15 protein-coding genes, 1 pseudogene and 2 riboswitches are annotated in these 21,145 nt (G+C 71.5%); of the genes and pseudogenes, 5 read left to right on the forward strand and 11 right to left on the reverse strand.

Annotated features, from left to right (window positions below; all coding sequences use genetic code 11):
• Window positions 1-222: 222 nt before the first annotated feature.
• Window positions 223-2,892: pseudogene (locus AMK27_RS11510) on the reverse strand (SpoIIE family protein phosphatase).
• Window positions 2,893-3,667: 775 nt separating this feature from the next.
• Here AMK27_RS11510 and AMK27_RS11515 point away from each other — a divergent pair.
• Window positions 3,668-4,117 carry a hypothetical protein gene (locus AMK27_RS11515; protein WP_073905237.1) on the forward strand — a complete coding sequence of 150 codons (450 nt, stop codon included), beginning with the start codon at window positions 3,668-3,670 and terminating at the stop codon, window positions 4,115-4,117.
• Between the two features lie 27 nt (window positions 4,118-4,144).
• Window positions 4,145-5,404, forward strand: coding sequence for a hypothetical protein (locus tag AMK27_RS11520; protein ID WP_143204845.1), 1,260 nt, complete (start codon window positions 4,145-4,147; stop codon window positions 5,402-5,404).
• Between the two features lie 93 nt (window positions 5,405-5,497).
• Here the strand turns inward: AMK27_RS11520 and AMK27_RS11525 are convergent, their stop codons facing one another.
• The 3 genes from AMK27_RS11525 to AMK27_RS11535 form a co-directional block, all read right to left on the reverse strand.
• Complete coding sequence (locus AMK27_RS11525) at window positions 5,498-6,157, reverse strand: hypothetical protein (protein ID WP_143204846.1); 660 nt, start codon at window positions 6,155-6,157, stop codon at window positions 5,498-5,500.
• A gap of 158 nt (window positions 6,158-6,315) precedes the next feature.
• The gene (locus AMK27_RS11530) at window positions 6,316-7,335 is read right to left on the reverse strand and encodes an MASE1 domain-containing protein (RefSeq protein WP_079188353.1); all 1,020 of its coding nucleotides are present in this window, start codon (window positions 7,333-7,335) and stop codon (window positions 6,316-6,318) included.
• Window positions 7,336-7,560: 225 nt separating this feature from the next.
• Entirely contained in the window at window positions 7,561-8,403 is an 843-nt protein-coding gene (locus tag AMK27_RS11535; protein WP_073905244.1) for a PP2C family protein-serine/threonine phosphatase, read from the reverse strand.
• Window positions 8,404-9,311: 908 nt separating this feature from the next.
• Between AMK27_RS11535 and AMK27_RS11540 the strand changes: the two genes are divergently transcribed.
• The 3 genes from AMK27_RS11540 to AMK27_RS11555 all read left to right on the forward strand — a co-directional run bounded on the left by AMK27_RS11540 (window position 9,312) and on the right by AMK27_RS11555 (window position 11,919).
• The gene (locus AMK27_RS11540; RefSeq protein ID WP_073905245.1) at window positions 9,312-10,118 is read left to right on the forward strand and encodes a S8 family serine peptidase; all 807 of its coding nucleotides are present in this window, start codon (window positions 9,312-9,314) and stop codon (window positions 10,116-10,118) included.
• Window positions 10,119-10,391: 273 nt separating this feature from the next.
• Window positions 10,392-11,312 (forward strand): cyanobactin maturation protease PatG family protein, encoded by a 921-nt coding sequence (locus AMK27_RS11550; protein WP_241847427.1) that lies wholly within the window; start codon window positions 10,392-10,394, stop codon window positions 11,310-11,312.
• A 10-nt stretch (window positions 11,313-11,322) separates the two neighbouring features.
• Window positions 11,323-11,919, forward strand: coding sequence for a hypothetical protein (locus AMK27_RS11555; RefSeq protein WP_073905247.1), 597 nt, complete (start codon window positions 11,323-11,325; stop codon window positions 11,917-11,919).
• A 17-nt stretch (window positions 11,920-11,936) separates the two neighbouring features.
• Here AMK27_RS11555 and AMK27_RS11560 read toward each other — a convergent pair whose 3' ends face one another.
• From AMK27_RS11560 to AMK27_RS11590, 7 genes are all read right to left on the reverse strand, one after another.
• Window positions 11,937-12,785 carry an ABC transporter ATP-binding protein gene (locus tag AMK27_RS11560; protein ID WP_073905248.1) on the reverse strand — a complete coding sequence of 283 codons (849 nt, stop codon included), beginning with the start codon at window positions 12,783-12,785 and terminating at the stop codon, window positions 11,937-11,939.
• Complete coding sequence (locus AMK27_RS11565) at window positions 12,782-13,789, reverse strand: FecCD family ABC transporter permease (RefSeq protein WP_073906046.1); 1,008 nt, start codon at window positions 13,787-13,789, stop codon at window positions 12,782-12,784. Before AMK27_RS11565 ends, AMK27_RS11560 begins: the two co-directional genes overlap by 4 nt.
• A gap of 125 nt (window positions 13,790-13,914) precedes the next feature.
• Window positions 13,915-14,955 carry an ABC transporter substrate-binding protein gene (locus tag AMK27_RS11570; protein ID WP_073905249.1) on the reverse strand — a complete coding sequence of 347 codons (1,041 nt, stop codon included), beginning with the start codon at window positions 14,953-14,955 and terminating at the stop codon, window positions 13,915-13,917.
• A gap of 69 nt (window positions 14,956-15,024) precedes the next feature.
• Window positions 15,025-15,226, reverse strand: a riboswitch (cobalamin riboswitch).
• A gap of 76 nt (window positions 15,227-15,302) precedes the next feature.
• Complete coding sequence (locus tag AMK27_RS43585; RefSeq protein ID WP_241847428.1) at window positions 15,303-15,659, reverse strand: ABC transporter substrate-binding protein; 357 nt, start codon at window positions 15,657-15,659, stop codon at window positions 15,303-15,305.
• Window positions 15,660-15,913: 254 nt separating this feature from the next.
• Window positions 15,914-16,711, reverse strand: a complete 798-nt coding sequence (gene folP / locus AMK27_RS11580) for a dihydropteroate synthase (protein WP_241847468.1) — start codon at window positions 16,709-16,711, stop codon at window positions 15,914-15,916.
• Between the two features lie 219 nt (window positions 16,712-16,930).
• A complete protein-coding gene (gene metE / locus AMK27_RS11585) occupies window positions 16,931-19,255 on the reverse strand; it encodes a 5-methyltetrahydropteroyltriglutamate--homocysteine S-methyltransferase (RefSeq protein WP_073905251.1) in 2,325 nt (774 codons plus the stop codon).
• 168 nt (window positions 19,256-19,423) lie between these two features.
• Window positions 19,424-19,651: riboswitch (cobalamin riboswitch) on the reverse strand.
• Between the two features lie 154 nt (window positions 19,652-19,805).
• Window positions 19,806-21,095 carry a hypothetical protein gene (locus AMK27_RS11590; protein ID WP_073905252.1) on the reverse strand — a complete coding sequence of 430 codons (1,290 nt, stop codon included), beginning with the start codon at window positions 21,093-21,095 and terminating at the stop codon, window positions 19,806-19,808.
• Window positions 21,096-21,145 lie beyond the last annotated feature (50 nt).

Genomic DNA, 21,145 nt, shown 5'->3' on the forward strand with positions numbered 1-21,145 from the left:
GCGGCCTACGACCGTGGGCGCCACCGGCCGTGGGCGCCACCGGGCGCAGGCACCACCGGTCGTGGGCGCCACCCGGCGTAGCCACCACCAGCCGTAGGTGCCACCGGGCGTAGGCACCACCGGGCTCAGGCGCCACCGGCCGTGGGCGCCACCGGCCGTAGGCGCCACCGGGCGTAGGCCGCTCCGGCCGTAAGTCCCACCGCCTTTAGGCGCCACCGGTCGTCACCGCCCGCCGTCCGACGCGATGGCGGGAAGCGGCTGTTCGGTCCAGATGACCTTGCCCTCCGCCGTGTAGCGGGTGCCCCAGCGGTCGGCGAACTGGGCCACCAGGAACAGGCCCCGTCCGCCCTCGTCGGTGGTCGCCGCGCGCCGCAGGTGCGGAGCGGTGCTGCTGCCGTCCGAGACCTCGCAGATCAGGGCGCGATCACGGATCAGCCGTACGCGGACGGGTTCGGCGGCGTAGCGGATGGCGTTGGTGACGAGCTCGCTGAGGATCAGCTCGGTGGTGAACGACTCCTCCTCCAGACCCCACTCGGCCATCGTGCGGGCGACGGCGGCTCGCACCTGGCCGACGGCCGACGGATCGGGTGCGACGTCCCAGGCCGCGGTACGGGTGCTGCCGAGCGCACGCGTGCGGGCGACCACCAGCGCGATGTCGTCCGAGGGCTGCTCGGGCAGCATCGCGTCCAGAACCGCGCTGCAGGTCTGCTCGGGCGTGCGGCCGGGACGGGCCAGGGTACGCCGCAGCAGTTCCAGCCCCTCGTCGATGTCGCGGGTGCGGTCCTCCACGAGACCGTCGGTGTAGAGAACGAGGCCGCTGCCCTCGGGGAGCCGAATCTCAGCGGTCTCGAACGGGAGCCCGGAGAGCCCGAGGGGCGGGCCGCCCGGTACGGCGGCGAACGCCGCGCTGCCGTCGGGGCGCACGACGACGGGTTCGAAGTGCCCGGCGCGGGCCATCGCGCACACCTGGGTGCCCGGGTCGTAGAGCGCGTACAGACAGGTGGCGCCCGTGACCGGAGGACCGTCGCCGCTCTCGTCCTGGTCGATCCGGGTGACCAGTTCGTCGAGGTGCCACAGGAGTTCGTCGGGTGCCAGGTCCAGGGAGGAGAAGTTGTGGACCGCTGTGCGAAGCCGGCCCATGGTGGCGGCGGCGTGCAGCCCGTGCCCGACGACGTCGCCCACGACGAGGGCGACGCGGGCGCCGGGGAGCGGGATGACGTCGAACCAGTCCCCGCCGACACCGCCGCTGCCCGCGTGCGCGGGCAGGTAGCGGTGGGCCACGTCGAGCGCGTTCTGCTCCGGCAGCGCGCGGGGGAGCAGGCTGCGCTGCAGGGCGACCGCCAGGGTGTGCTCGCGCGTGAAACGGCGGGCGTTGTCGATGGTGACCGCCGCACGGGCGCCCAGCTGCTCGGCGAGTGTCGCGTCGTCGTGCTCGAACGGCTCGGTGCGCGACCGCCAGAACGTGACGACACCCAGGATGACGCCGCGGGCGCGCAGCGGAGCCGCGATCATCGAATGGACGCCGGCCTCGACCAGTCTCCGGGCCCGTTCGGGGTCTTGGGCCTGCCAGCCGGCGAAGGCCGTCATGTCCGCCTCCAGGACCGTCTCACCCGAGCCGAAACCGAGGCCCTGCGGGGTGGACGGGACGAAGCGGATCAGTTTGCCGGGAGGGTGGAGCGGTGTGTCGTCCCGGACGCCCCGGAACGCGACACGGCGCATCGCCGCACCGCTCCCCGACGGCTCCTCGCCCCGCAGCACGGGGTCGGCCAGGTCGACGGCGACGAAGTCGGCGAACCGGGGTACGGCGAAGTCCGCCAGCTCCTGGGAGGTCCGCTCGACGTCGAGGCTGGTGCCGATCTCCAGTCCGGCGTCGAACAGCAGCTTCAGGCGTTCCTGCGCCACATCGGCCCTGCCGGTGACGGTCTGCAGCTCGGTGGTGTCCCGCAGCGTCGCGACACAGCCGGACGGTCCGCCTCCGGGGTCGGTCGGCCGCTGGTTGACGGCGAGCAGCCGGTCGCCGGTCAGGTGCACCTCGTCGGTGGCCGTACGCCCGAACGCCAACAGCCCGGCTATGTCCGGGGCGAGGCTCAGTTCGCGGACGAGCCGGCCCTCCGCGTCCGGGCTCAGGCCGAGCAGCCTGCGTGCCTCGTCGTTGGCCAGGAGCAGCCGACCGTCGCCGTCGAGGATCAGAACGCCCTCGCGCACGGCGTGCAGCACCGCGTCGTGGTGCTCGTACATGCGGGTCATCTCGGCGGGACCCAGGCCGCGGGTCTGGCGGCGCAGTCGCCTGCCGACCAGAGCGGTACCGAAGGTGGCGACCGCCAGCGCGGCCGCCGCGGCGCCGAACAGCAGCGGCAGCTGATGGTCGACGACTCCGCTCACGGCGTCGAGCGTGACCCCTGCGGAGACCAGCGCGATGACCTTGCCCTCGGCGTCGGTCACGGGGACGACGGCGCGGGTGGACGGGCCGAGGGTGCCGGTCACGGTCTCCCTGACGGTCCCGCCCGCCGCGGCGGGGCCGATCGTGCCGATGTACGGCTTTCCGATCTATGCCGGATCGGGGTGGGTGAGGCGGATCCCGTCCGTGGTCATCGCCACGAGGAAGTCGACGCCCGACGCCTTTCGCGCTTCCTCGGCGCGCGGCTGGAGCACGGCGGTCGGGTCGGGACCGGCGAGGGCCTCCTCGATTCCCGGCGCGTTGGCGAAGGTCTCGGCCACGGCGAGGGACCGGTTGCGCGCTTCCCGCTCGCTGTCCGCCCGAGACTGCAGGACGAGGGCGACCACGGCGGCCACGACGAGGAGCACCACGATCGCCGCATGTAGGGAGAAGACCTGGCGGGCGACGGTGCGGACGCTCAACGCGGAGCGCAGGCGGCCGAGGAATCCGGCCATAGTCCATGTCTAGCACCGGCCCGAACGGCGGGCGAGCGGGCGGCCCGGTCACGGAACGGACCGCCCCGGTCACCCGTCGGCGTCTCCGCGTCCTCAGGGCAAAGCGCTCCCAGCGGGGAGAGGACTCCGAGAACCCGACCGCTGCCTCTCCGTAGCCGCCTCCGTAACCGTTTCGGTAGCCGCCTCCGAAACCGCTTCCGTAGCCGTCTCCGTAGCCCGTGACGAACGCCCGTAGCCGGTCGGCCACCGCCACGTGCCGCTGCCCCGGGAGGTGGACGCCACGGCAGCCGACGGATGTGTGGGCACCTTTACAAGGTCCCCACGGCAGCTCGTACAACCGTGCGTCAGATCACTTTCGCTACCTCCGAATAGAGGGTGGTTCACCCTGCATTGGGTGCGTTGCACGGCGATCGGCGAGCCGCGTAGGAAGGGGGTGGCGCGACACAGACCAGAAACGTCCTGTCCCGGATTTCGAGGGGCGGGGCCGAAGGGACATGTGTTGTTTGGAAAGTTAGGGACCAGAAGGAAGCACGCACTCTCACGGATAGCCGTCGGTACGGCGGCCATGGTGCTGTTCAGTGCCGGCGGGGTGGCCGGTGCGGCAGGGACGGCTCCGGCCGCTCGGCCCGACCCGAACGCCGCCCCCTCGACCCGGCCCGCTGCCGGGCCGGAGAACCTCTCCCGCGTGGCTGCCGCGGGGGCAAGGCCGGTCTCGGGGACGAGCCCGACGGCTGCCCCGTTGTCGCGGAACGCCGCGCCCGGCGGGTTTCAGCGGGTGACCTCTCACAAGGTCCAGCTCAAGAACAAGGTGACGGACGCCGACGGGGACAAGTCGACGCTCACGTTCGAGGTGTGGACCGCGGACGCGGCGGGCAAGCCGCTGAAGAAGGTGCCCATCGCCGACAACGAGTACGGCGTCATCGTCTCCCCCTACGTGGCGACGGGGACGACGGTCACGGTGGACGTGCCGGTGGGCAAGTTGGCGCTGAACACGAACTACGTGTTCCACACCTCGGCGTTCGACGGTTCCCTGTACGAGACCTCGTGGTCGCCGTGGGCGAAGTTCCGTGTCGAGCTGCCGGTCGATCTGACGCTGCCGACACCCGACTACAGCGCGCCCGACCCGACGTCGCTGAACACGCCGCCGAACTACTACCAGACCAAGCCGAAGGACTCGGCCGGTACGCCGCTGTCCGCGCGGTCGAGGCCGGCGGTGGAGCAGTGAGGCGAGGCGGACGCGGACGGGCGGCAGGTGTGCTTCGGCACGTCGACGCCCGCGGCCAAGGGCTCGTCGCCCAGGAGTGGCGCCAGGACCGCAGGCGCCGCGGCCGGGGTGGAGTGGTGCAACACCGACTTCGAGAACATCCTCGCCACCCGGTTCACCGAGTGCGATGTCAGGTCGGTCCCGGTCTACATCCGCATGGACGGCGTGATCCAGGCCACCGCTCGCTTCATGTTCCTGCGGATGCTCGAGCTCGACGGACAGAACAGCTTCACCGAGCACCTGACGATCGAGCCCGCGCAGCAGATCCCCACCGCGTTCCGTGAGATCAACTTCGTGGGTGTGAACCACCTGTGCCAGGGGTCGTGCACGCCGCACGAGCCCGACCACAGCGCGTGGCAGGGCAAGACGTGGTGGGTACCGGGCGAGATGCACTCCGCGTCGCTGACCACCTCGTACACCTGGGACGCCACGGCCGCCGGGAACGCGTACCTGTACAAGCCGGATGTGAAGATCGACGCGAACATCCTGCCCTCGGACGGCAAGATCCGCCCGTTCATGACCGGATACCAGTGGTCCCTGGACTACGACGGCGGTACGGAGGACCTCGACCGGATCCGATGCGACACCACCAACGCCGGACCGGGCACGGGCTGCGTCTTCGTCAACCACGCACCCACGTACCTCCTCAACGCCAAGGCCTTCCCTCAGGCTGCGGCCCACGCGTGGCTGATCCAGAAGACCACCCCCCACCATCCGGGATCCATGGCCGACCGGAAGCCCCTGTACTACATGGGCGACAGCGCGCAGAACTCCCGCAGCCGCAACCGGATCTGCCCCACCGGGTGGGCCGCGACGAACGGGGACGCCTCCGCACTGGTGGACGCGGCCGACGCACTGAACTGCGACGAGTTCGCCTTCGCCTCCTCGTACAACAGCGGTGGCATGTCGTCCGCGGAAGGCGGCATGAACCCCGCGCTGCTCCCGGGCGGGACCACTCCGACGGGCGCGGCGTGCATCGGCACCTACGCCAAGAAGCACGGCACCCTGGTCCACCTGTTCTCCCTGAACGGCACCGACCCCACCTTCACCGAGGTGTGCGGCCGGTCGGCCATCTCCGGCATGCACAACCAGGAATCGATGGGCAACCACTTCGCGACCTTCATGCGGGACATGAGGATCATGGACAAGGACGCGTACTGGCTGGACACCCGGATGAATGACGGCGGCACCTGCGCCTACGGCACCGGCGGCGGCCAACCGGTCATCTGCAAGCTGACCGCGGCGTAACGACACCGGCGCAAACGACAACGGCCCCCACCCTGACAACAGGGCGGGGGCCGCTTCCCTTGATGCCCGACGATGCCCGACGATGCCCGACGATCAGGCCGGAAGAAGCAGGACACCGGGCAGGTCACCGGCCCGCACGGCATCCTCGTCGATGGTCACGCCCGTGTAGGCGCCGACAGCGGCGAACACCAGCTCCGGCAGACGTTCACCATGCTCCTCGAAGTACTCGACCACCTCGGCCTCGCCGGCCTCCGGCATCGACGGGAACACCGCGCCCGCGGCGCTGAGGGCGGCGTCCAGGTCCGAGCCCTGCCCGGTGTCGGTGCCGAAGTCGGCCCGGAACGCCCACTCCCCGGGGGCATGGATGACCAAGGCCGGAGGGCTGAAGCGGTTGGCGGTCAGGCAGAGAATCTCCTCGCCCTTGCAGGGCAGCATCGACTCGACCTTGCCCTGGTAGCCGGTCGCCCACGTGGCCATGCCCCAGTCCTCCACCACGTACGTCCACTCACCGCAGACGCCGTACATGGCGCGGTTGGCTCGAGAGGAGGAACGGCCGGACCCCCCATCCGTCACGCGAAGCTCCCGGCACGGGGTACGCGCGCTCAACTCGTCGAGGTCGGCCCCCAGATTGATGAGGAACTCGTCGGTCGCCACACCTCTCGCCAGGGTCAGCGAGATGCCACCGAGCATCCCCGGCTGGGCAGTTGCAGGAGTGTGGTGGTGTGCGCCGATCCACGCGATGCCGTCACTCATGCCGCCCAGGCTATCGAGCCTGCACTGCAGTTGCCGCCCGGGAGGTTCGTCAGCTTCAGGTCACGGCTCAGCTCGACGTGTCGCGCCGGCCCCTTTGGTTCCCATGCCTCGCAGTTGTCGTACGGCTGCTGATCCCTGCGCCGGCTCCGGCGCGGGGGTCACGGACTCCGGTGCCCGCCGGGTGGGGCTGCCCGGCTCTCGGCGGGGCCGGGTGGCTCCGGTGAGGGCTCGCCCGCCGCGAGGTGCTCCAGGACCTCCGCCAGTTCCTGGCAGGCGCGGCGCACCGAGCGGCGGGTCGCACGCTGCTCGGTGATGACGGCGGCGAGCAGCAGGGCGGTCAGGGCCGCGGAACCGTTGAACGCCTGGAGCTTGGCCATGATCTCGACGTCCGAGAGGTGGAGGAACGCGCCCCGTCCGGAGTTCGCCTCGAAGGTGGCGAGCACGGAGGCGAAGAGCGCGCACAGCATGCTCCCGACGAGCTGGAAGCGGAGCGCTGCCCAGATCAGCAGGGGGAAGACGAGGAAGAGCATGCTCATCGGGCTGAGCACGGCCATGGGCATGAGGATCAGGGTCGCCAGCCCCAGAAAGGCCGCCTCCCTCCAGCGCCGTGCCCGGAACCGTCCGGCCGGCCCCGCGAGGACGAGCAGGAGCGGCGCGACGAGCAGCACCCCCATCGTGTCGCCCACCCACCAGGCCAGCCAGACGGGCCAGAACTCGCTTTCGTCCAGGGAGCTCTTCGCCACCTGCAGCCCGACCCCCGCGGTCGCGCTGATCAGCATCGCGCCGAACCCGCCGAGGAAGACCAGGGCGAGTCCGTCCCGCAGGCGCGCCATGTCGAGCCGGAAGCCGGCCCGGCTCAGCAGCAGGAAGGCGCAGAGCGGCGCGACGGTGTTGCTGACCACGGTGACCACGGTGGTGGGCCCGGGAGTGGTGAGGGAGGCGATGACGAGGAAGGAGCCGAGGGCGATCCCGGGCCAGACCCGCACGCCGAGCAGCAGCAGGGCGGCGACGGCGACGCCGGTGGGAGGCCAGATGGGGGTGACCACCACGCCTTCCACGACGAGGCGTCCCAACAGGCCGAGTCGTCCGGCCGCGTAGTAGCACACCGCGACGGCCAGCGACATCAGAGCCGCCTGCGTAGAGGACCGGAACTGCCGAATATCCAACACGTCAGCCATCAGACACCGGCCGGGCCGCCACGACCGGGCAAGGCCCCTGCGTGTCGGGCGCCGCCGTCCGTCACGGGCCCTAGACGGTCCGAGGACTGACCAGGGTCCGAGGATCGACCCGGGTCCGAGGAACGACCTGGATCCGAGGATCGACCCGGGTCCGAGGACCGACCTGGGCCCGAGGACCGCCCCAGGCCCGAGCGCCGACCCGAGCCCGAGGCGAGTCGCCTCCCCTCACTCCGTGGCCGCCGGCCGGGCCGGACCGCCGTCGTGGCCGACGACCAGGACGGCCGCGTCGTCCTCGTGCCCCACCGTGGCCGCCAGCTTCATGACGGCGGTGGCGAGCCCGTCGACGTCCAGCCCGGCGGCGGCGGAGATCCCGGCGAGCCTCGTCACCCGGTCCAGACCCTCGTCGACGTGGAGCGAGGGCCCCTCCACCACCCCGTCGGTCAGGAGGACGAAGACGCCGTCGGCGGTGAGCCGGCGGCGCGTGGCCGGGTAGTCGACGCCGCGCAGCACACCGAGCGGAGGCCCGCCCTCGCTGTCGTCGATGCCGGAGCGGCCGTCGGCGGTGGCCCAGATGTGCGGGATGTGCCCCGCACGGGCGCACTCCAGGGTGCCGGCAGCGGGGTCGAGCCGCAGGAAGGTGCAGGTGGCGAAGAGGTCGGCGCCCAGAGAGACGAGCAGGTCGTTGGTGCGACCGAGCAGCTCTCCCGGGTCCGCGGAGACGGAGGCCAGCGCGCGCAGTGCCACGCGGACCTGTCCCATGAAGGCGGCGGCTTCGATGTTGTGTCCCTGCACGTCACCGATCGACATGCCGATCCGCCCGCCGGGCAGGGAGAAGGCGTCGTACCAGTCACCGCCGACGTTGAGCCCGTGGTTGGCGGGCTCATAGCGGACGGCCAGCCGGGCGCCCGGAAAGCTGGGCAGGTCGGAGGGCAGCATGCCGCGCTGCAGGGCCACGGCGAGCTCGACACGAGAACGCTGCGTCTCGGCCAGGTCCCGCGCCCTGGCGGTCAGCGACCCGAGCCGGACCAGAAGGTCCTCGCTGTTGTCGGCCGGCCGTCTGCGGAACATCGATCACTCCGACGTCACGACAATCCTCGCTTCACTTCGTCCCGGTCTCCAGCCCGCGGGACCACAGGAGACCACCTCGGTACGGACAGGTCCCTCCCACTCTGCCCGGAGGGGACAGCGTCCGCATCTCATCACCGGAGGACGCGCCGGATCCCGGCGGGTCGGCCGTCGAGCCGTCCGGCCGTAGCGCGGGGCCCCTGCCCAGTTGCCTGCCCGGCCGCGCCCGGCACTACGACGGCCCTACGGCGATGGGTTCCGGTGCCGGTACGAACGGCCGTCCAGCCACCGCTGGGCGAAGGGCCAGTCGGCGGGCACCTCGACGCGGAGTTCGGACCGCGCCTTCGTGGACATGCGGTTCCCGTACGAAGCCGATATCCGGGGCCCCGCAACGGCAGTCATCCGGACGCCGGTTCAACAACCGAAAGAATGACAGCGAGCCCTGGTCCCCTTAGGCTTGACATGTATGGACTGACAACCGAGGGCACGGCCTCCCCGACCTCGGTTGCGCACGGCTCACGCCGACCCGGTTCCCCGGATGCTGCGAGCGAGGTGGAACTCGTGTTTCCTCTGCTGACCGCCGAATTCTCTTCTTATCGAGGCTCTCACACGTATCCCGTCCACCATCAGGGGATTTCCAGCGGGCGGGACATCATCCCCATGGGAGGGCATTACGAGGACTGCGCCTCGATCGGGCAGATGTGCGCCGGCTTCTGCGCCTCCTCTCCGGACGCCGCGAACTGCTACTGCCATTGCGCTCAGATCACTGCGCAGTGCCTCCACTCCCCGCATCCGCCGTGCCACGTGAGCGGGTAGGCCGGATATCCACGGGTCGACGGCTCCGAACCAGCCGGAGGTGATTTTCCGTGGTCGGATCCAGCTGGTCACGCACAACGGGCCTGGACCGGGTCATGTCCTCCTCCGCGGGAGACCCCTCCGTCATCATCGGGCTTCTGGACGGCCCCGTCGACGCCCGTCATCCAGGCTTCGCCGAGGGAGCCCTGGCGCCTCCGCAGTCACCACCGCCCGACAGCCGGTCAGCCAGGCACGGGACGGCGGTGGCCGGGGTCCTCGCTGCCAGGAGGAACGGCGACGCGCCGGGTATCTGCCCTGACTGCCGGGTCTTCGTCCGACCGATCTTCGAGCAGTACGGACCGGCCACCTCCCGACCGCGTGACCTGGCTGACGGCGTCGAGGAGTGCGTGGCGGCAGGCGCGCGGATCATCAACATCAGTGCCGGATTCGAGCATGGTGGCTTCCCCGTCGAGGTCCTCGGGCACGCCCTCGACCTCGCCGCGCAGCGGGGAGTCATCGTGGTCGTGGCGGCTGGGAACCAGGGCCGGGTCAGTGGCTCGTCCCTCGTCTCCCACCCCCACGTCGTTCCGGTCACCTCATGCGACGGAGCAGGGAGGCCGCTCCCGAACGGCAACTTGTGCGCCTCCGCCGGGCGCCGTGGAGTACGTGCCCCGGGAGTGGCGGTGGAGACACTCGCGCCGGGGGGCGGCGTGCTGCGGCTGAGCGGTACCAGCCTGTCGACCGTGCTCGTGACCGGCGCGCTGGCTCTGGCGTGGTCGGCCGCCCCCGCGGCGCCGGCCGCCCTCCTCCTGCGGGCATTGTCAGGTCCCCCGTCCGCCAGACGGCGGATCGTCCCGCCGTTGCTGAACGCGGTCACCCTTGTCCGGGCCGCGTCGTCGACAGTTCCGGAGCCGTTGCCATGAACGCAGACGGATCGCCGAAGCCGGCAGGGCGCGAGCCTCAGGCCTCTCCCTCGACATCCGATGCCGAGGCGCGGGGCCCCCGCTTCCGGGTGCGCCTACCGGGCTTCGTCATCGAGGAGGACGTCGGCCTCGGCGACGCCATCAAGAGGGCGACGGCGTCGGCAGGGATCACACCTTGTGGCAGCTGCCGCGAAAGGGCGGCCGCTCTCAATCGCTGGGTGCGCTTCACGTCTCGCTAGTCAATCCCCCCTCATCACCCCTATGGGAGAACTGATGGACCTCGACACAGGCGCCGCTTCCCACGAGCCGACGGTCACACCTGCGGCGGCGGAGGACAGTCCGCTCAGCATGACGACCGCCGAGCCGACCGAGGTGTCAGCCCCGCATGTGCCGCTCGACACGGCGGCACCGCCGGAGAGGGCCCGGCAGTTCGTGTACGCGATCGGGCGGATCGACGCGCGCTTTCCCAGCCTGAGCATCGAGAAGGAGTTCTCCCAGGCCACCGGCCGCGCGGAGACCGCGAGCCTGACCAACAGTCAGGCCGCCCAGAGCGTGCTGTCGGATCCGGCGAACCGCTACCTCGCCCGCAGGATCTGCTGGGTGCTCACGATAGAGGGCATGGACACCTATCTGCTCGTCCCCCATGACGAGACGGACCTCGATCTGCTCCTGGGGGCCCTTCGTCCTTCACCCTCCCGGTCGGACACCGACGTGGCGATCGGCACACTCGGCCCCTTGGCGCCGTCCGAGAAGTGCGGCGGTCTCGTCGTCCCCATGGTCGTCTTCGACCAGATCTACTCCTTCGACACGGAGTCCTTCATCGCTCAGATCCCTTCTCCCGACGGAGTCGACGCGGGCGCGTTCCAGGAGATTGCGGGTGAGCTGTTCGCCAGGGTCACCCAGCTGGCGGACAATGCCGGAAACTCTGACGAGCACCGCGCCCTCAACTACCTGACCATGCGCTACCCGGAGATTTACGCGGAGACGGCCAGACAACATGCCCGAAACTCTTCGCTGACGAATGTGGAAGCCTTTCCCTCGCCACTCTCAAGTGTGCGAACCGTGATCACCACCGTGTTCACCTACACCCACCGAAGCACCAACTTCGTGGAGAAGTTCGCGGCGCAAGTGGACACCACCGAGGTGTTCCCGTTTCTCGCGATACCCGGTTTCAACTCCTACTACGACCACTGAAGAAGCAGCGATGACGACCGGCCGAGAGTCCTCAGGTGAGAGCACCGCGCGGGCAGCAAGGGCCGCCGCGCTGCTGCAGCGGCCACCCGATGCGCCACAGCCGGAGACGGCGGACATCGCCGTCGACTGCACGGCGTACTGGGAAGCCGCCCAGGCCTTCTACGAGCAGGCGCAAGTGGCCTACACGGCGGGCGATGACAAGGCAGGGGACTTCTACATATCGGTCGGTGACGGCTTTCGACGGTTGGCGCTCCTGTGCTCCACCGTCGAGGCTCGGGACCCGACGGTCGCCGGGGCGACCCCGGGCGACGACGTCACTGACTCCCCTCTGGCACTCACCGATCTGCCGGGCCGCCTGAACGAACTCCAGGAGCTCGCCACGGAGAGGGGCCTGCCGGCCCGCCCGGGCGGACTGCCGTCAGAGCTCGAACGCGACGATCGCTGCCTGCAGTACGCGCGAGCCGCCTCGTTCTACGCCTCCCGTGCGGCGCAGGCCTTCGCCGCCGGCGACGTGCTGTCGGGCAACCGATACCTGCACGAGGCTCAGGCCCACTGGGCTCTGTTCGAGCTGTGCGTCAGCTCGACACAGGCCACGGCGCGCGGCTAGACCTCTGGCGGGTCCGTTCAGCCGCCGGGTGCCGGTGCCGGTGCCGGTGCCTGTGCCGGGCCGAGGAAGCGGATGTGGGGGCGGCCGTCCGGGCCTTCTCGGGTCACGGAGGCGCGGACGCGGTAGACATCGGCGATCAGCCGCTCCGTGAGGACCTCTTCCACGGGGCCGGCCGCCATCGTCCTGCCCTCGTGCAGCACCACCACGTGGTCGCAGAACATGGCCGCCAGGTTGAGGTCGTGCAGGGCAATGACACAGGTGAGGCGCAACCCCGCGACCAAGGCCATGAGGTCCAGTTGATGCTGGATGTCGAGGTGGTTCGTCGGCTCGTCCAGCAGCAGCTCGCGCGGTTCCTGGGCGAGGGCGCGGGCGATCTGGACGCGCTGACGCTCCCCGCCGGACAACGTGCGCCACGAGCGTGCGGCGAGGTCGGTCAGCCCGGTGCGGGCGAGCGCGGACCGTACCGCCTCCTCGTCCGCCGCCGTCGACGGGGACCAGGCCCGGCGGTGCGGGACGCGGCCGAGCCGTACCGCGTCGGCCACCGTCAGGTCCACCTGGGTGTCCGCGTGCTGCTCGACGACGGCGACCCGTCCGGCGACCGTGCGGCGGGGGACCGTGCTCAGCCGGTCGCCGTCCAGCGTCACCACTCCGCTGTCCGGCGCGAGGACTCCGGCCAGGACACGCAGCAGGGTCGATTTCCCCGAACCGTTCGGGCCCAGAAGTCCGGTGAGTGTGCCGGGGCGCGGTGCGAGCGTCACGTCGTCCAGGACGAGCGCCCCGCCGGCCGTACGGGACACGCCGTCGGCCCGGAGCCCCGTGACGTCGGCCGATGCGTCGGTCGAGACGCCGGTCGAGATGTCGGTCATCGCGTGCTCCTGGTGCGGTACAGGACGAGGACGAACGCGGGGACGCCGATCAGCGACGTCACCACCCCGACCGGAACCTCCTGCGGGTCGAGGACGGTACGGGCGAGCGTGTCGGCCCACACGAGGAAGATCGCCCCGGCCAGCGCGGAAAGGGGCAGCAGCCGGGCGTGGCCGGGGCCGGCGAGCGCGCGGACCGCGTGCGGCAGGACCAGGCCGACGAAGCCGATCGCGCCCGCCGAGGAGACCAGGACGGCCGTGAGCAGGGCGGTGACCGTGAGGAGGACCAGCCGCGTCCGGCCCACGGCCACGCCGAGCGTCGCCGCCGCCTCCTCGCCGAACGCGAAGGCGTCGAGGGTGCGGGCGTGTCCGCCGCAGACCAGCAGTGCGACGGCGAGGACGGCCGCGCACCAGCCGACGTCCGACCAGCCCGCGCCGCTGAGCGAGCCGAGCAGCCAGAAGAGGACGCCCCGGGTGGTCTCGGCGTCGGCGGCGGTCATCACGACGAACGAGGTCAGCGCGGAGAACAGCTGCATCGCCGCCACTCCGGCCAGGACGACCTTGTCGGTCGACCCGCCCAGCGTGTGGCTCAGCAGCAGGACCAGGGCGAAGGAGCAGAGCGCGCCCAGAAAGGCGCCTCCGGTGAGGGACACGAGGCCCCCGCCCGCTCCGAGGACGACGACCGCGACCGCCCCGGTCGAGGCGCCGGAGGAGACGCCGAGGACGAAGGGGTCGGCGAGCGGATTGCGCAGCAGTGACTGCATCACCGCGCCGCAGACGGCGAGTCCGGCTCCGCACACGGCCGCGAGGAGGGTACGGGGCAGCCGCAGATCCCAGACGATGCCGTCCCGGATCGCGCTCAGGCCGGACGGGCTTCCCCCGAGGTGGGAGGCGACCACCGCCCAGGCGTCCGCGACGCGGATGTCGGCCGGGCCGAGGGTGAGCGCGAGGGCGATCGAGGCGCAGAGGAGGAGGACACCGGCTGCTCCGGCGACGGGGGAGAGGATCCGGGAGGGGGTGGGGAGGTGCCGCCCGGGGAGAGGCCCACTCGTCCTGCCCGCCCCACTCGCCCCGCTCGTCCCACCCGTCCCGCTCGTGCTCTCCGCCGTCCCGCTTTCCTTACCCGACCGCGTCACTTCGCGAGTCCGTACGTCCGCAGGGCGGCGGCCACCTTCTCGATGCCCTCGACGGTGCGGATCGTGGGGTTCATGGCCTGGCCGCTGAGGATCACGTAGCGCTGCTTCCGCACGGCCGTCATGTTCCGGGTGACCGGATGGGATTCCAGGAACTCGATCTTCTTCGCGGCGCTCTCGGCCGACTGGGCCTTGCGGGTCAGATCGGCGATCACGAGCACGTCGGGGTCGCGGTCGGCGACGGTCTCCCAGTTGATCTGCGGCCACTCCTCCTTGGTGTCGTCGAAGACGTTCTTCACGCCGAGCGTCCCGCTGACGATGCCGGGCGCGCCGCAGCAGCCGGCCATGTACGGCCCCTGGGAGTCGGAGAACCAGTAGAGGACGGACGCGTCGCCGAAGTCGGCGCCGGCCTTGGCCTTCTCCACCCGGGCGCGGAGCTCTCCGACGAGCTTCTCGCCCTTCTCCGGGACGTCGAAGACCCTCGCCAGGTCGCGGATCTCGCCGTACACCGTGTCCATGGTCAGCGGCCGGGTCCGTACGCCGTCGCCGTCGCCGCTGTTGTCCTTGCCGACGCAGTCCGTGGGGGAGAGGTAGGCCGGGACGCCGAGCTTGGCGAACTGCTCCCGTGGGGCCACGCCGCCCTTGCCCAGGGTGTACAGGAAGGAGGCGGTGACGAAGTCGGGCTCGGTGTCGAGGACCTTCTCGAAGGACGGGTAGCGGTCCGCGAGCCGCGGGACCTTCGCGTTGGCCTTCTCGAGTCCCTTCAGGACCGGATCCGTCCAGGTGGCGGTGCCCACCATCCGGTCCGCCAGCCCGAGCGAGAGCAGGATCTCGGCGGATCCCTGGTCGAGGGCGACGGCCCTGCGGGGTGCGTGGTCGACCTCGACGCGCTGCCCGCAGTTGTCGAGGGCGACCGGGAAGCCCGGTCCGGACCCCTTGGCCGCGGGTGGGGCCGCCGGGCCGCCGTCGCCGCAGCCGGCCAGGAGAAGGGAACCGGCCACGAGCAGCACGGCGGAACGGACGGGATGTGCGAAGGGCACGGTGAGGAGTCCTCTGCGTCACGGCTCATGCGCGGAGCCTGTCGTACGGTGCGTCCCGGACGTCGGCAGTCGCCGTCCGGGCTGCCAGCAGGTCTTCGGACTCGGGGTCGTCCGGACGGCGCGCCTTCCCAGGCCCTTTGAGGCCCAGTGGTCGTTGCTCCGCCCGTCACCCTCACCGCTGCGCGTCAGCTCCGGATTCCCACCGGATTCCCTGACCCGTGCACATACCGTATGGATACGTACAGAGGTGCGACTGGCCCGGGCAAACTACCACAGGCCGATCTTGGTCCCCGGAGCTTTCGTCCCGTACCCGTACCCGTCGCCCACCCTTCGGCCCGACCCGACGATCAGCGCAACAGGAAGGCCTCGGCCGTCGACACGGGTTCTCCGGCCTCGACCCCGTGGAGGACGTGCGCCAGAACCTCCGCGCCGCGCACCACCCGGGGGCACGGCCGGTTGAAGTACGAGGGCCCGTCCAGCACCCACACCGCGCCCGACCGTACCGCCGGCAGCTCGTCCCAACCGGGGAGGGAGGTGAGCACCTCGCGCTCGCGCACGGTCCGTTCGGGCGGGAAGCCGCACGGCAGGACCAGGAGGACGTCGGGGCGGGCGGCCCGGACGGCCTCCCACGACATCGGCTTCGTGTGCTCACCGGGAGCGGCGAGGAGCGGTTCGCCGCCGGCGCAGGTGATCTGTTCGGGCACCCGGTGCCCCGCGGGCCACAGCGGATCGAGCCACTCGACGGCCACCATCCGGGGGCCGGGCGCGGCCCGCCGTGAGCCCGCGTACCGTGGTCAGCCGGTCGCGCAGCTCCTCGCGCCGCCGCTCGGCCCGCTCCCGTACGCCCAGGAGCCCGCCGACCGTGACCAGGCAGTCAAGGACGTCGTCCAGGGTGCGGGGCTTCAGCTTCCTCGCGGCGCGGAGAGGAAGCGGCCCCCCGGGCGGACGTGGCCGCCCGTCAGGAAGCGGACGCGAGGGCGTGCGCGACCCTGACCGCGTCCGCCGTGGCGCGCACGTCATGGACCCGGACGGCCCACGCGCCCCGGTGGGCGACGATCGCGGAGAGGGCGGCCGTCGCGGCGTCCCGGCCGGTGGCGTCGGGGGGTGTGCCGTCCGCGTCGGCCAGGACGTGGCCCAGGAACCTCTTGCGCGAGCCGCCGACCAGGACGGGGCGGCCCAGCGCGCGCAGCTCGGCCAGTCCGGCGACCAGCCGGAGATCGTGCTCCGGCCGCTTGGCGAATCCCAGCCCCGGGTCCACCACGAGCCGCTCCCGGGGAACGCCCGCGGCCACCACGGCCTCCACCCGGGCGGCGATCTCCCCGACGACCTCGCGCACCACGTCCCCGTACACCGCTCGTCGGTTCATGTCGTGGCTGAAGCCGCGCCAGTGCATGACGACGAAGGGGACGCCGCCGGCCGCGACGGCGGGGACCATTCCGGGGTCTGCCAGACCCCCGCTGACGTCGTTGACGAGGACCGCGTCGGCGTCGATCGCCCGTGCGGCGACCGATGCGCGCATGGTGTCGACGGACACGAGCGCCCCTTCGGCCGTGAGCGCGCGCACGACGGGTATGACGCGCCGCAGTTCCTCGTCCTCGTCGACCCGGGAGGCGCCGGGCCGGGTCGACTCGCCACCGACGTCGACCAGGTCGGCGCCCTCCGCGACGAGATCCAGACCGTGCTTCACCGCCGCTGTCGGATCGAACCAGCGGCCGCCGTCGGAGAAGGAGTCGGGGGTCACGTTCACCACCCCCATGACCGCGCACCGATCCCAGTGGGGCAGTCCGGCGACGATGCCCACGCCCTCGTCGACGTACGGCCGTGGTCCTCCCGTACGGGCCTGAAACGGATTCACCCCGAGTTCTCCCCCTGGCAGATCAGATGGTGGCGGTAGGTGTCCGGAACGGGCCATGCCGCTGTCCGGTCGTGGTCGCCCGGGCCGGACGGCGAGGCGTCCGGCCCGGGCCCGCGGGCGTCAGCCGTTGTCGGCGGTCAGTCCCGCCCTGACCTCGCGCGCGGCGGAGACGAGGTTCTCCAGGGAGGCCCGGGTCTCGGTCCAGCCGCGGGTCTTGAGGCCGCAGTCGGGGTTGACCCAGAGCCGCTCGGCGGGGATGGCCTCCAGGCCCTTGCGCAGCAGCGCGGCGGCCTCCTGCGTGCTGGGGACGCGGGGGGAGTGGATGTCCCAGACACCCGGACCGGCCTCGCGCGGGTAGCCGTGCTCGGCGAGTTCACCGGCGACCTGCATGTGGGAACGGGCGGCTTCCAGGCTGATGACGTCGGCGTCGAGGTCGTCGATGGCCTGGACGATGTCGCCGAACTCGGCGTAGCACATGTGCGTGTGGATCTGGGTGTCGGGCCGGACGCCGCTGGTGGAGAGCCGGAAGGACTCCGTCGCCCAGTCGAGGTAGGCGGCGTGGTCCGCGGCGCGCAGCGGGAGGGTCTCCCGGAGCGCGGGCTCGTCGACCTGGATGACCGAGGTGCCCGCCGCCTCCAGGTCGTTCACCTCGTCGCGCAGAGCCAGCGCCACCTGGCGGGCCGTGTCGCCGAGCGGCTGGTCGTCGCGGACGAACGACCACGCGAGCATGGTGACCGGACCGGTGAGCATGCCCTTGACCGGCTTGCTGGTCTGCGCCTGCGCGTACGTGGTCCAGCGCACCGTCATCGGTTCGGGGCGCGAGATGTCCCCGGCCAGGACCGGGGGCCGGACGTAGCGCGTTCCGTACGACTGGACCCAGCCGTGCTGCGTGGCGACGTAGCCCGTGAGCTGCTCGGCGAAGTACTGCACCATGTCGTTGCGTTCGGGTTCGCCGTGCACGAGCACGTCGACGCCGGTCTGCTCCTGGAAGGAGAGGACCTCGCGGATCTCGTCCCTGATCCGCTCCTCGTAGCCGGCCGTGTCGATGCGGCCGGCGCGCAGATCGGCGCGGGCCACCCGGAGTTCGTCGGTCTGCGGGAACGAGCCGATCGTGGTCGTCGGCAGCAGCGGCAGACCGAGGTGCGCGCGCTGGGCGGCGGCCCGCTCGGGGTACGGCTGGGAGCGGCGGCCGTCAGCGTCGGTGATCGCGGCGGTGCGGGCGCGTACGGCCGGGTCGCGGGTGAGGGCGGAGCTCGCGCGGGAGGCGAGGTCGGCCCGGTTGGCGGCCAGTTCGGCGCTGATCGCGTCGGTGCCGTTCGCCAGACCCTTGGCGAGGGTGACGACCTCGGCGGTCTTCTGCCGCGCGAAGGCGAGCCAGCGCCGGACCTGCGGGTCGATGTCGCCCTCGGCGGCCGCGTCCAGCGGGACGTGCAGGAGCGAGCAGGACGCGGCCACGTCGACCCGGTCGGCGAGACCGAGCAGGGTGGCGAGGGTGGCCAGGGACTTCTGGTAGTCGTTGATCCAGATGTTGCGGCCGTTGACGACGCCCGCGACCAGGCGCTTGCCGGGCAGTCCGCCGACCGCGGCGAGGTCGTCGAGGTTGGCGGCGGCGCGCTCGGTGAAGTCGAGGGCGAGGCCGTCCACGGGGGCCGAGGCGAGCACCTGGAGGGCGTCGCCGAGCCGGTCGAAGTAGGAGGCGACGAGCAGCCTGGGCCGGTCGGAGAGCGCTCCGAGATCGCGGTAGGCGCGGGCGGCGGCGTTCAGGTCGGCCGGGGTGCGGTCCTGGACGAGGGCGGGCTCGTCCAGCTGGACCCACTCGGCGCCCGCCGCGCGCAGGTCGGCGAGGACCTCGGCGTAGACCGGGAGCAGCCGGTCGAGGAGGGTCAGCGGGTCGAAGTCGGCGGCCACGCCGGGGGCGGGCTTGGCGAGGAGGAGGTAGGTGACGGGGCCGACGAGGACCGGGCGGGCGGTCAGACCCAGGGCGAGGGCTTCCCTCAGCTCGGCGACCTGCTTGGCGGAGTCGGCGCCGAAGACGGTGTCGGGTCCCAGTTCGGGCACCAGGTAGTGGTAGTTGGTGTCGAACCACTTGGTCATCTCGAGCGGTGCGACGTCCTGAGTGCCGCGGGCCATCGCGAAGTACCCGTCGAGCGCGTCCGCCTCGACGGCGGCGCGGTGGCGCGCGGGGACCGCGCCGACCATGACACTGGTGTCCAGGACGTGGTCGTAGTACGAGAAGTCACCCGTCGGCACCTCGTCGATGCCGGCGTCGGCCAGCTGCCGCCAGTTCGCACGACGCAGGTCGGCGGCGGTGCTCCGGAGGGCGTCGGCGGTGACACGGCCCTTCCAGTAGCCCTCGACGGCCTTCTTCAGTTCGCGGTTCCGACCCTGTCGGGGGTAGCCGTACACGGTGGCTCGTGCTGCCGCGGCCGCGGGCTTCGCTGTCACGGAACTCTCCTTCGCGAGATGTGTCCAGAAACATCCCGGACGACGGGACGCGGACGCGAAGGGAACGACAGAACGCGCGGATCATGTGACGGGAGAACTCCGCGCATGCCGCTCGCTGTGTACGCCGACCCGCCCACGAGGTCACCGGAATGTCCGCGCGCGGAATCGTCCGCGTGCGGGCAACGGGCAGGTCTTCGGACTCGCGGGCACGCTCTCCGGGCATGACCGGAGGGCACCTACTGGCCGTCGCTTCCCAGGACCGTTGTCCGGTCCCAGTGCGTATGACGGCGGTCGTTCCCGCTCACCGCTGCGGGGCAGTCCCGGATTCCCACCGGGTTCCCTCTTACGACGCATCCCGCCTGGCGGACGGGGCGAACCAGCTGCGCGGCCAGACTAGGGTGCCGGATTGCCCGACCGCGAGCCGCTGTCCACCATACGGACGCGAAAATGAGACAGATGGGCGCGTCGGCCGCAGTTCGACGTGGCCGCCGTTCGACCGTGGCCACAGCTCGACGGGCGACCGTGGCCGCAGTTCGACCGCGGCCGCACGTCACCCGGTCGCGGGGTACACGTTCATGTCGATGCCCACCGCGGCGTACTCGTTGATCGCGTACGTGCTCGCGCCGTCGTAGAGGCCGCGGTCCTTGCCCGTGCGGGCGTCGAGGATGACGCCGTCGGCGTCGGCGGTGGCGTAGACGGCACCGTGGAAGGCGTTGTGGACCTCGGGCTTCTTCCGCGCGGGGTCGTCCTCGGAGATCGTCCAGAGCACCTTGCGGCTCTGCGCGTCGATGCCCCGTGCGGTCTCCTTGGTGTCGCAGACGACCACGGACCGCCGGTCGTGGAAGCAGTGGCTGAAGCTGCCGTTCGGAGAGCCGGCGACGGGCTCGCCCGTACGGCTGTCGCGCAGCGAGCCCGCGACGAAGAAGCCGCCTCCCACCTGCTCGACCTCCACGCCGGTGCGGCCGCCCTGCTCCCAGCGCGGGGAGCCGTCCGTGAGGGCGAGGCCCGTGAGGGCGAGGTCCTCCGACGGGGAGTGCCAGCCGTCGATCGCCTGGAAGGTCGCTTCCTCGCCGAGCCGGGCGCCGATGACGACGCCGCCGTCCAGCACGCCGCCCGCGAAGCCGTCCTTCTGCCACGTCACCTGGTGGCTCGTCAGGTCGACGGCATAGGTGGTGGCACTCTGGCCGCCGTCACTGCCGGAATCGGAATCGTCCGTGCTGGTGAGGACCCTGACCGCCGCCGTTCCGTCCTCGGCGCCGATCACCGCCGGCTCCAGGTCGCCGACGGTCGCCCCCTTCGGCGCGGGCAGCCGGACCGTCCAGGACACCTTGCCGCTGTCCGCGTCGACGGAACGCAGGTAGACGTCGGTCCGGTCGCGCTCGGTGCCCGAGCCCTTCGTGTAGTCGGCGTACGCGAACAGGACGCCCGTGTGGCCGTCCTGCTGGGCGAAGACCGGTGGGATGCTCTGGTCGTCGCTCGGCTGGCCCTCCTTGCCGGTGTACCAGTTCTTACAGCCGAGGGGGGACGACCAGAGCTTCTGTCCGGAGTGGGTGTCGTAGGCGTCGAGGGCCTCGGAGGTCCGGTGGTACAGCCTGGGTCCGCGCAGGGCGAACCCCCAGTCCTTGACGTCCTCGTCCACGGGCAGCGCGATCTCCTTGCCGAACGTCGCCGGAGGATCGAACGCCTTCGGCTTCGCCGCGGCCGGAGCCTTGGCGCCGGAGGCCGCACCCGGGGCCCCGGCGTCCGTGTCCGACCCCGACGCGCTACCGGAACAGCCCGCCAATCCGGTCAGCACGGCCACGAGAGCCAGCTGCGTGACGTGCCGGTGCGTCGCTCGCACAGTGATCTCCTCCGTTGGTCAACTCCGCAGCACCCTAGTGGCGTTGTCCT

Origin of the sequence: Streptomyces sp. CB02009 (assembly GCF_001905825.1) — a bacterium.
Classification (GTDB): domain Bacteria; phylum Actinomycetota; class Actinomycetes; order Streptomycetales; family Streptomycetaceae; genus Streptomyces.

Excerpts from the sequence above, each read along its gene's own strand:
- folP (WP_241847468.1), bottom strand. The coding sequence starts at position 16,711 with ATGGGGGTGGTGAACGTGACCCCCGACTCCTTCTCCGACGGCGGCCGC.
- AMK27_RS11560 (WP_073905248.1), bottom strand. The coding sequence starts at position 12,785 with ATGACCGACATCTCGACCGGCGTCTCGACCGACGCATCGGCCGACGTC.
- AMK27_RS11530 (WP_079188353.1), bottom strand. The coding sequence starts at position 7,335 with ATGGCTGACGTGTTGGATATTCGGCAGTTCCGGTCCTCTACGCAGGCG.
- AMK27_RS11550 (WP_241847427.1), top strand. The coding sequence starts at position 10,392 with ATGGACCTCGACACAGGCGCCGCTTCCCACGAGCCGACGGTCACACCT.
- AMK27_RS11525 (WP_143204846.1), bottom strand. The coding sequence starts at position 6,157 with ATGAGTGACGGCATCGCGTGGATCGGCGCACACCACCACACTCCTGCA.
- AMK27_RS11555 (WP_073905247.1), top strand. The coding sequence starts at position 11,323 with ATGACGACCGGCCGAGAGTCCTCAGGTGAGAGCACCGCGCGGGCAGCA.
- AMK27_RS11540 (WP_073905245.1), top strand. The coding sequence starts at position 9,312 with ATGTCCTCCTCCGCGGGAGACCCCTCCGTCATCATCGGGCTTCTGGAC.
- AMK27_RS11535 (WP_073905244.1), bottom strand. The coding sequence starts at position 8,403 with ATGTTCCGCAGACGGCCGGCCGACAACAGCGAGGACCTTCTGGTCCGG.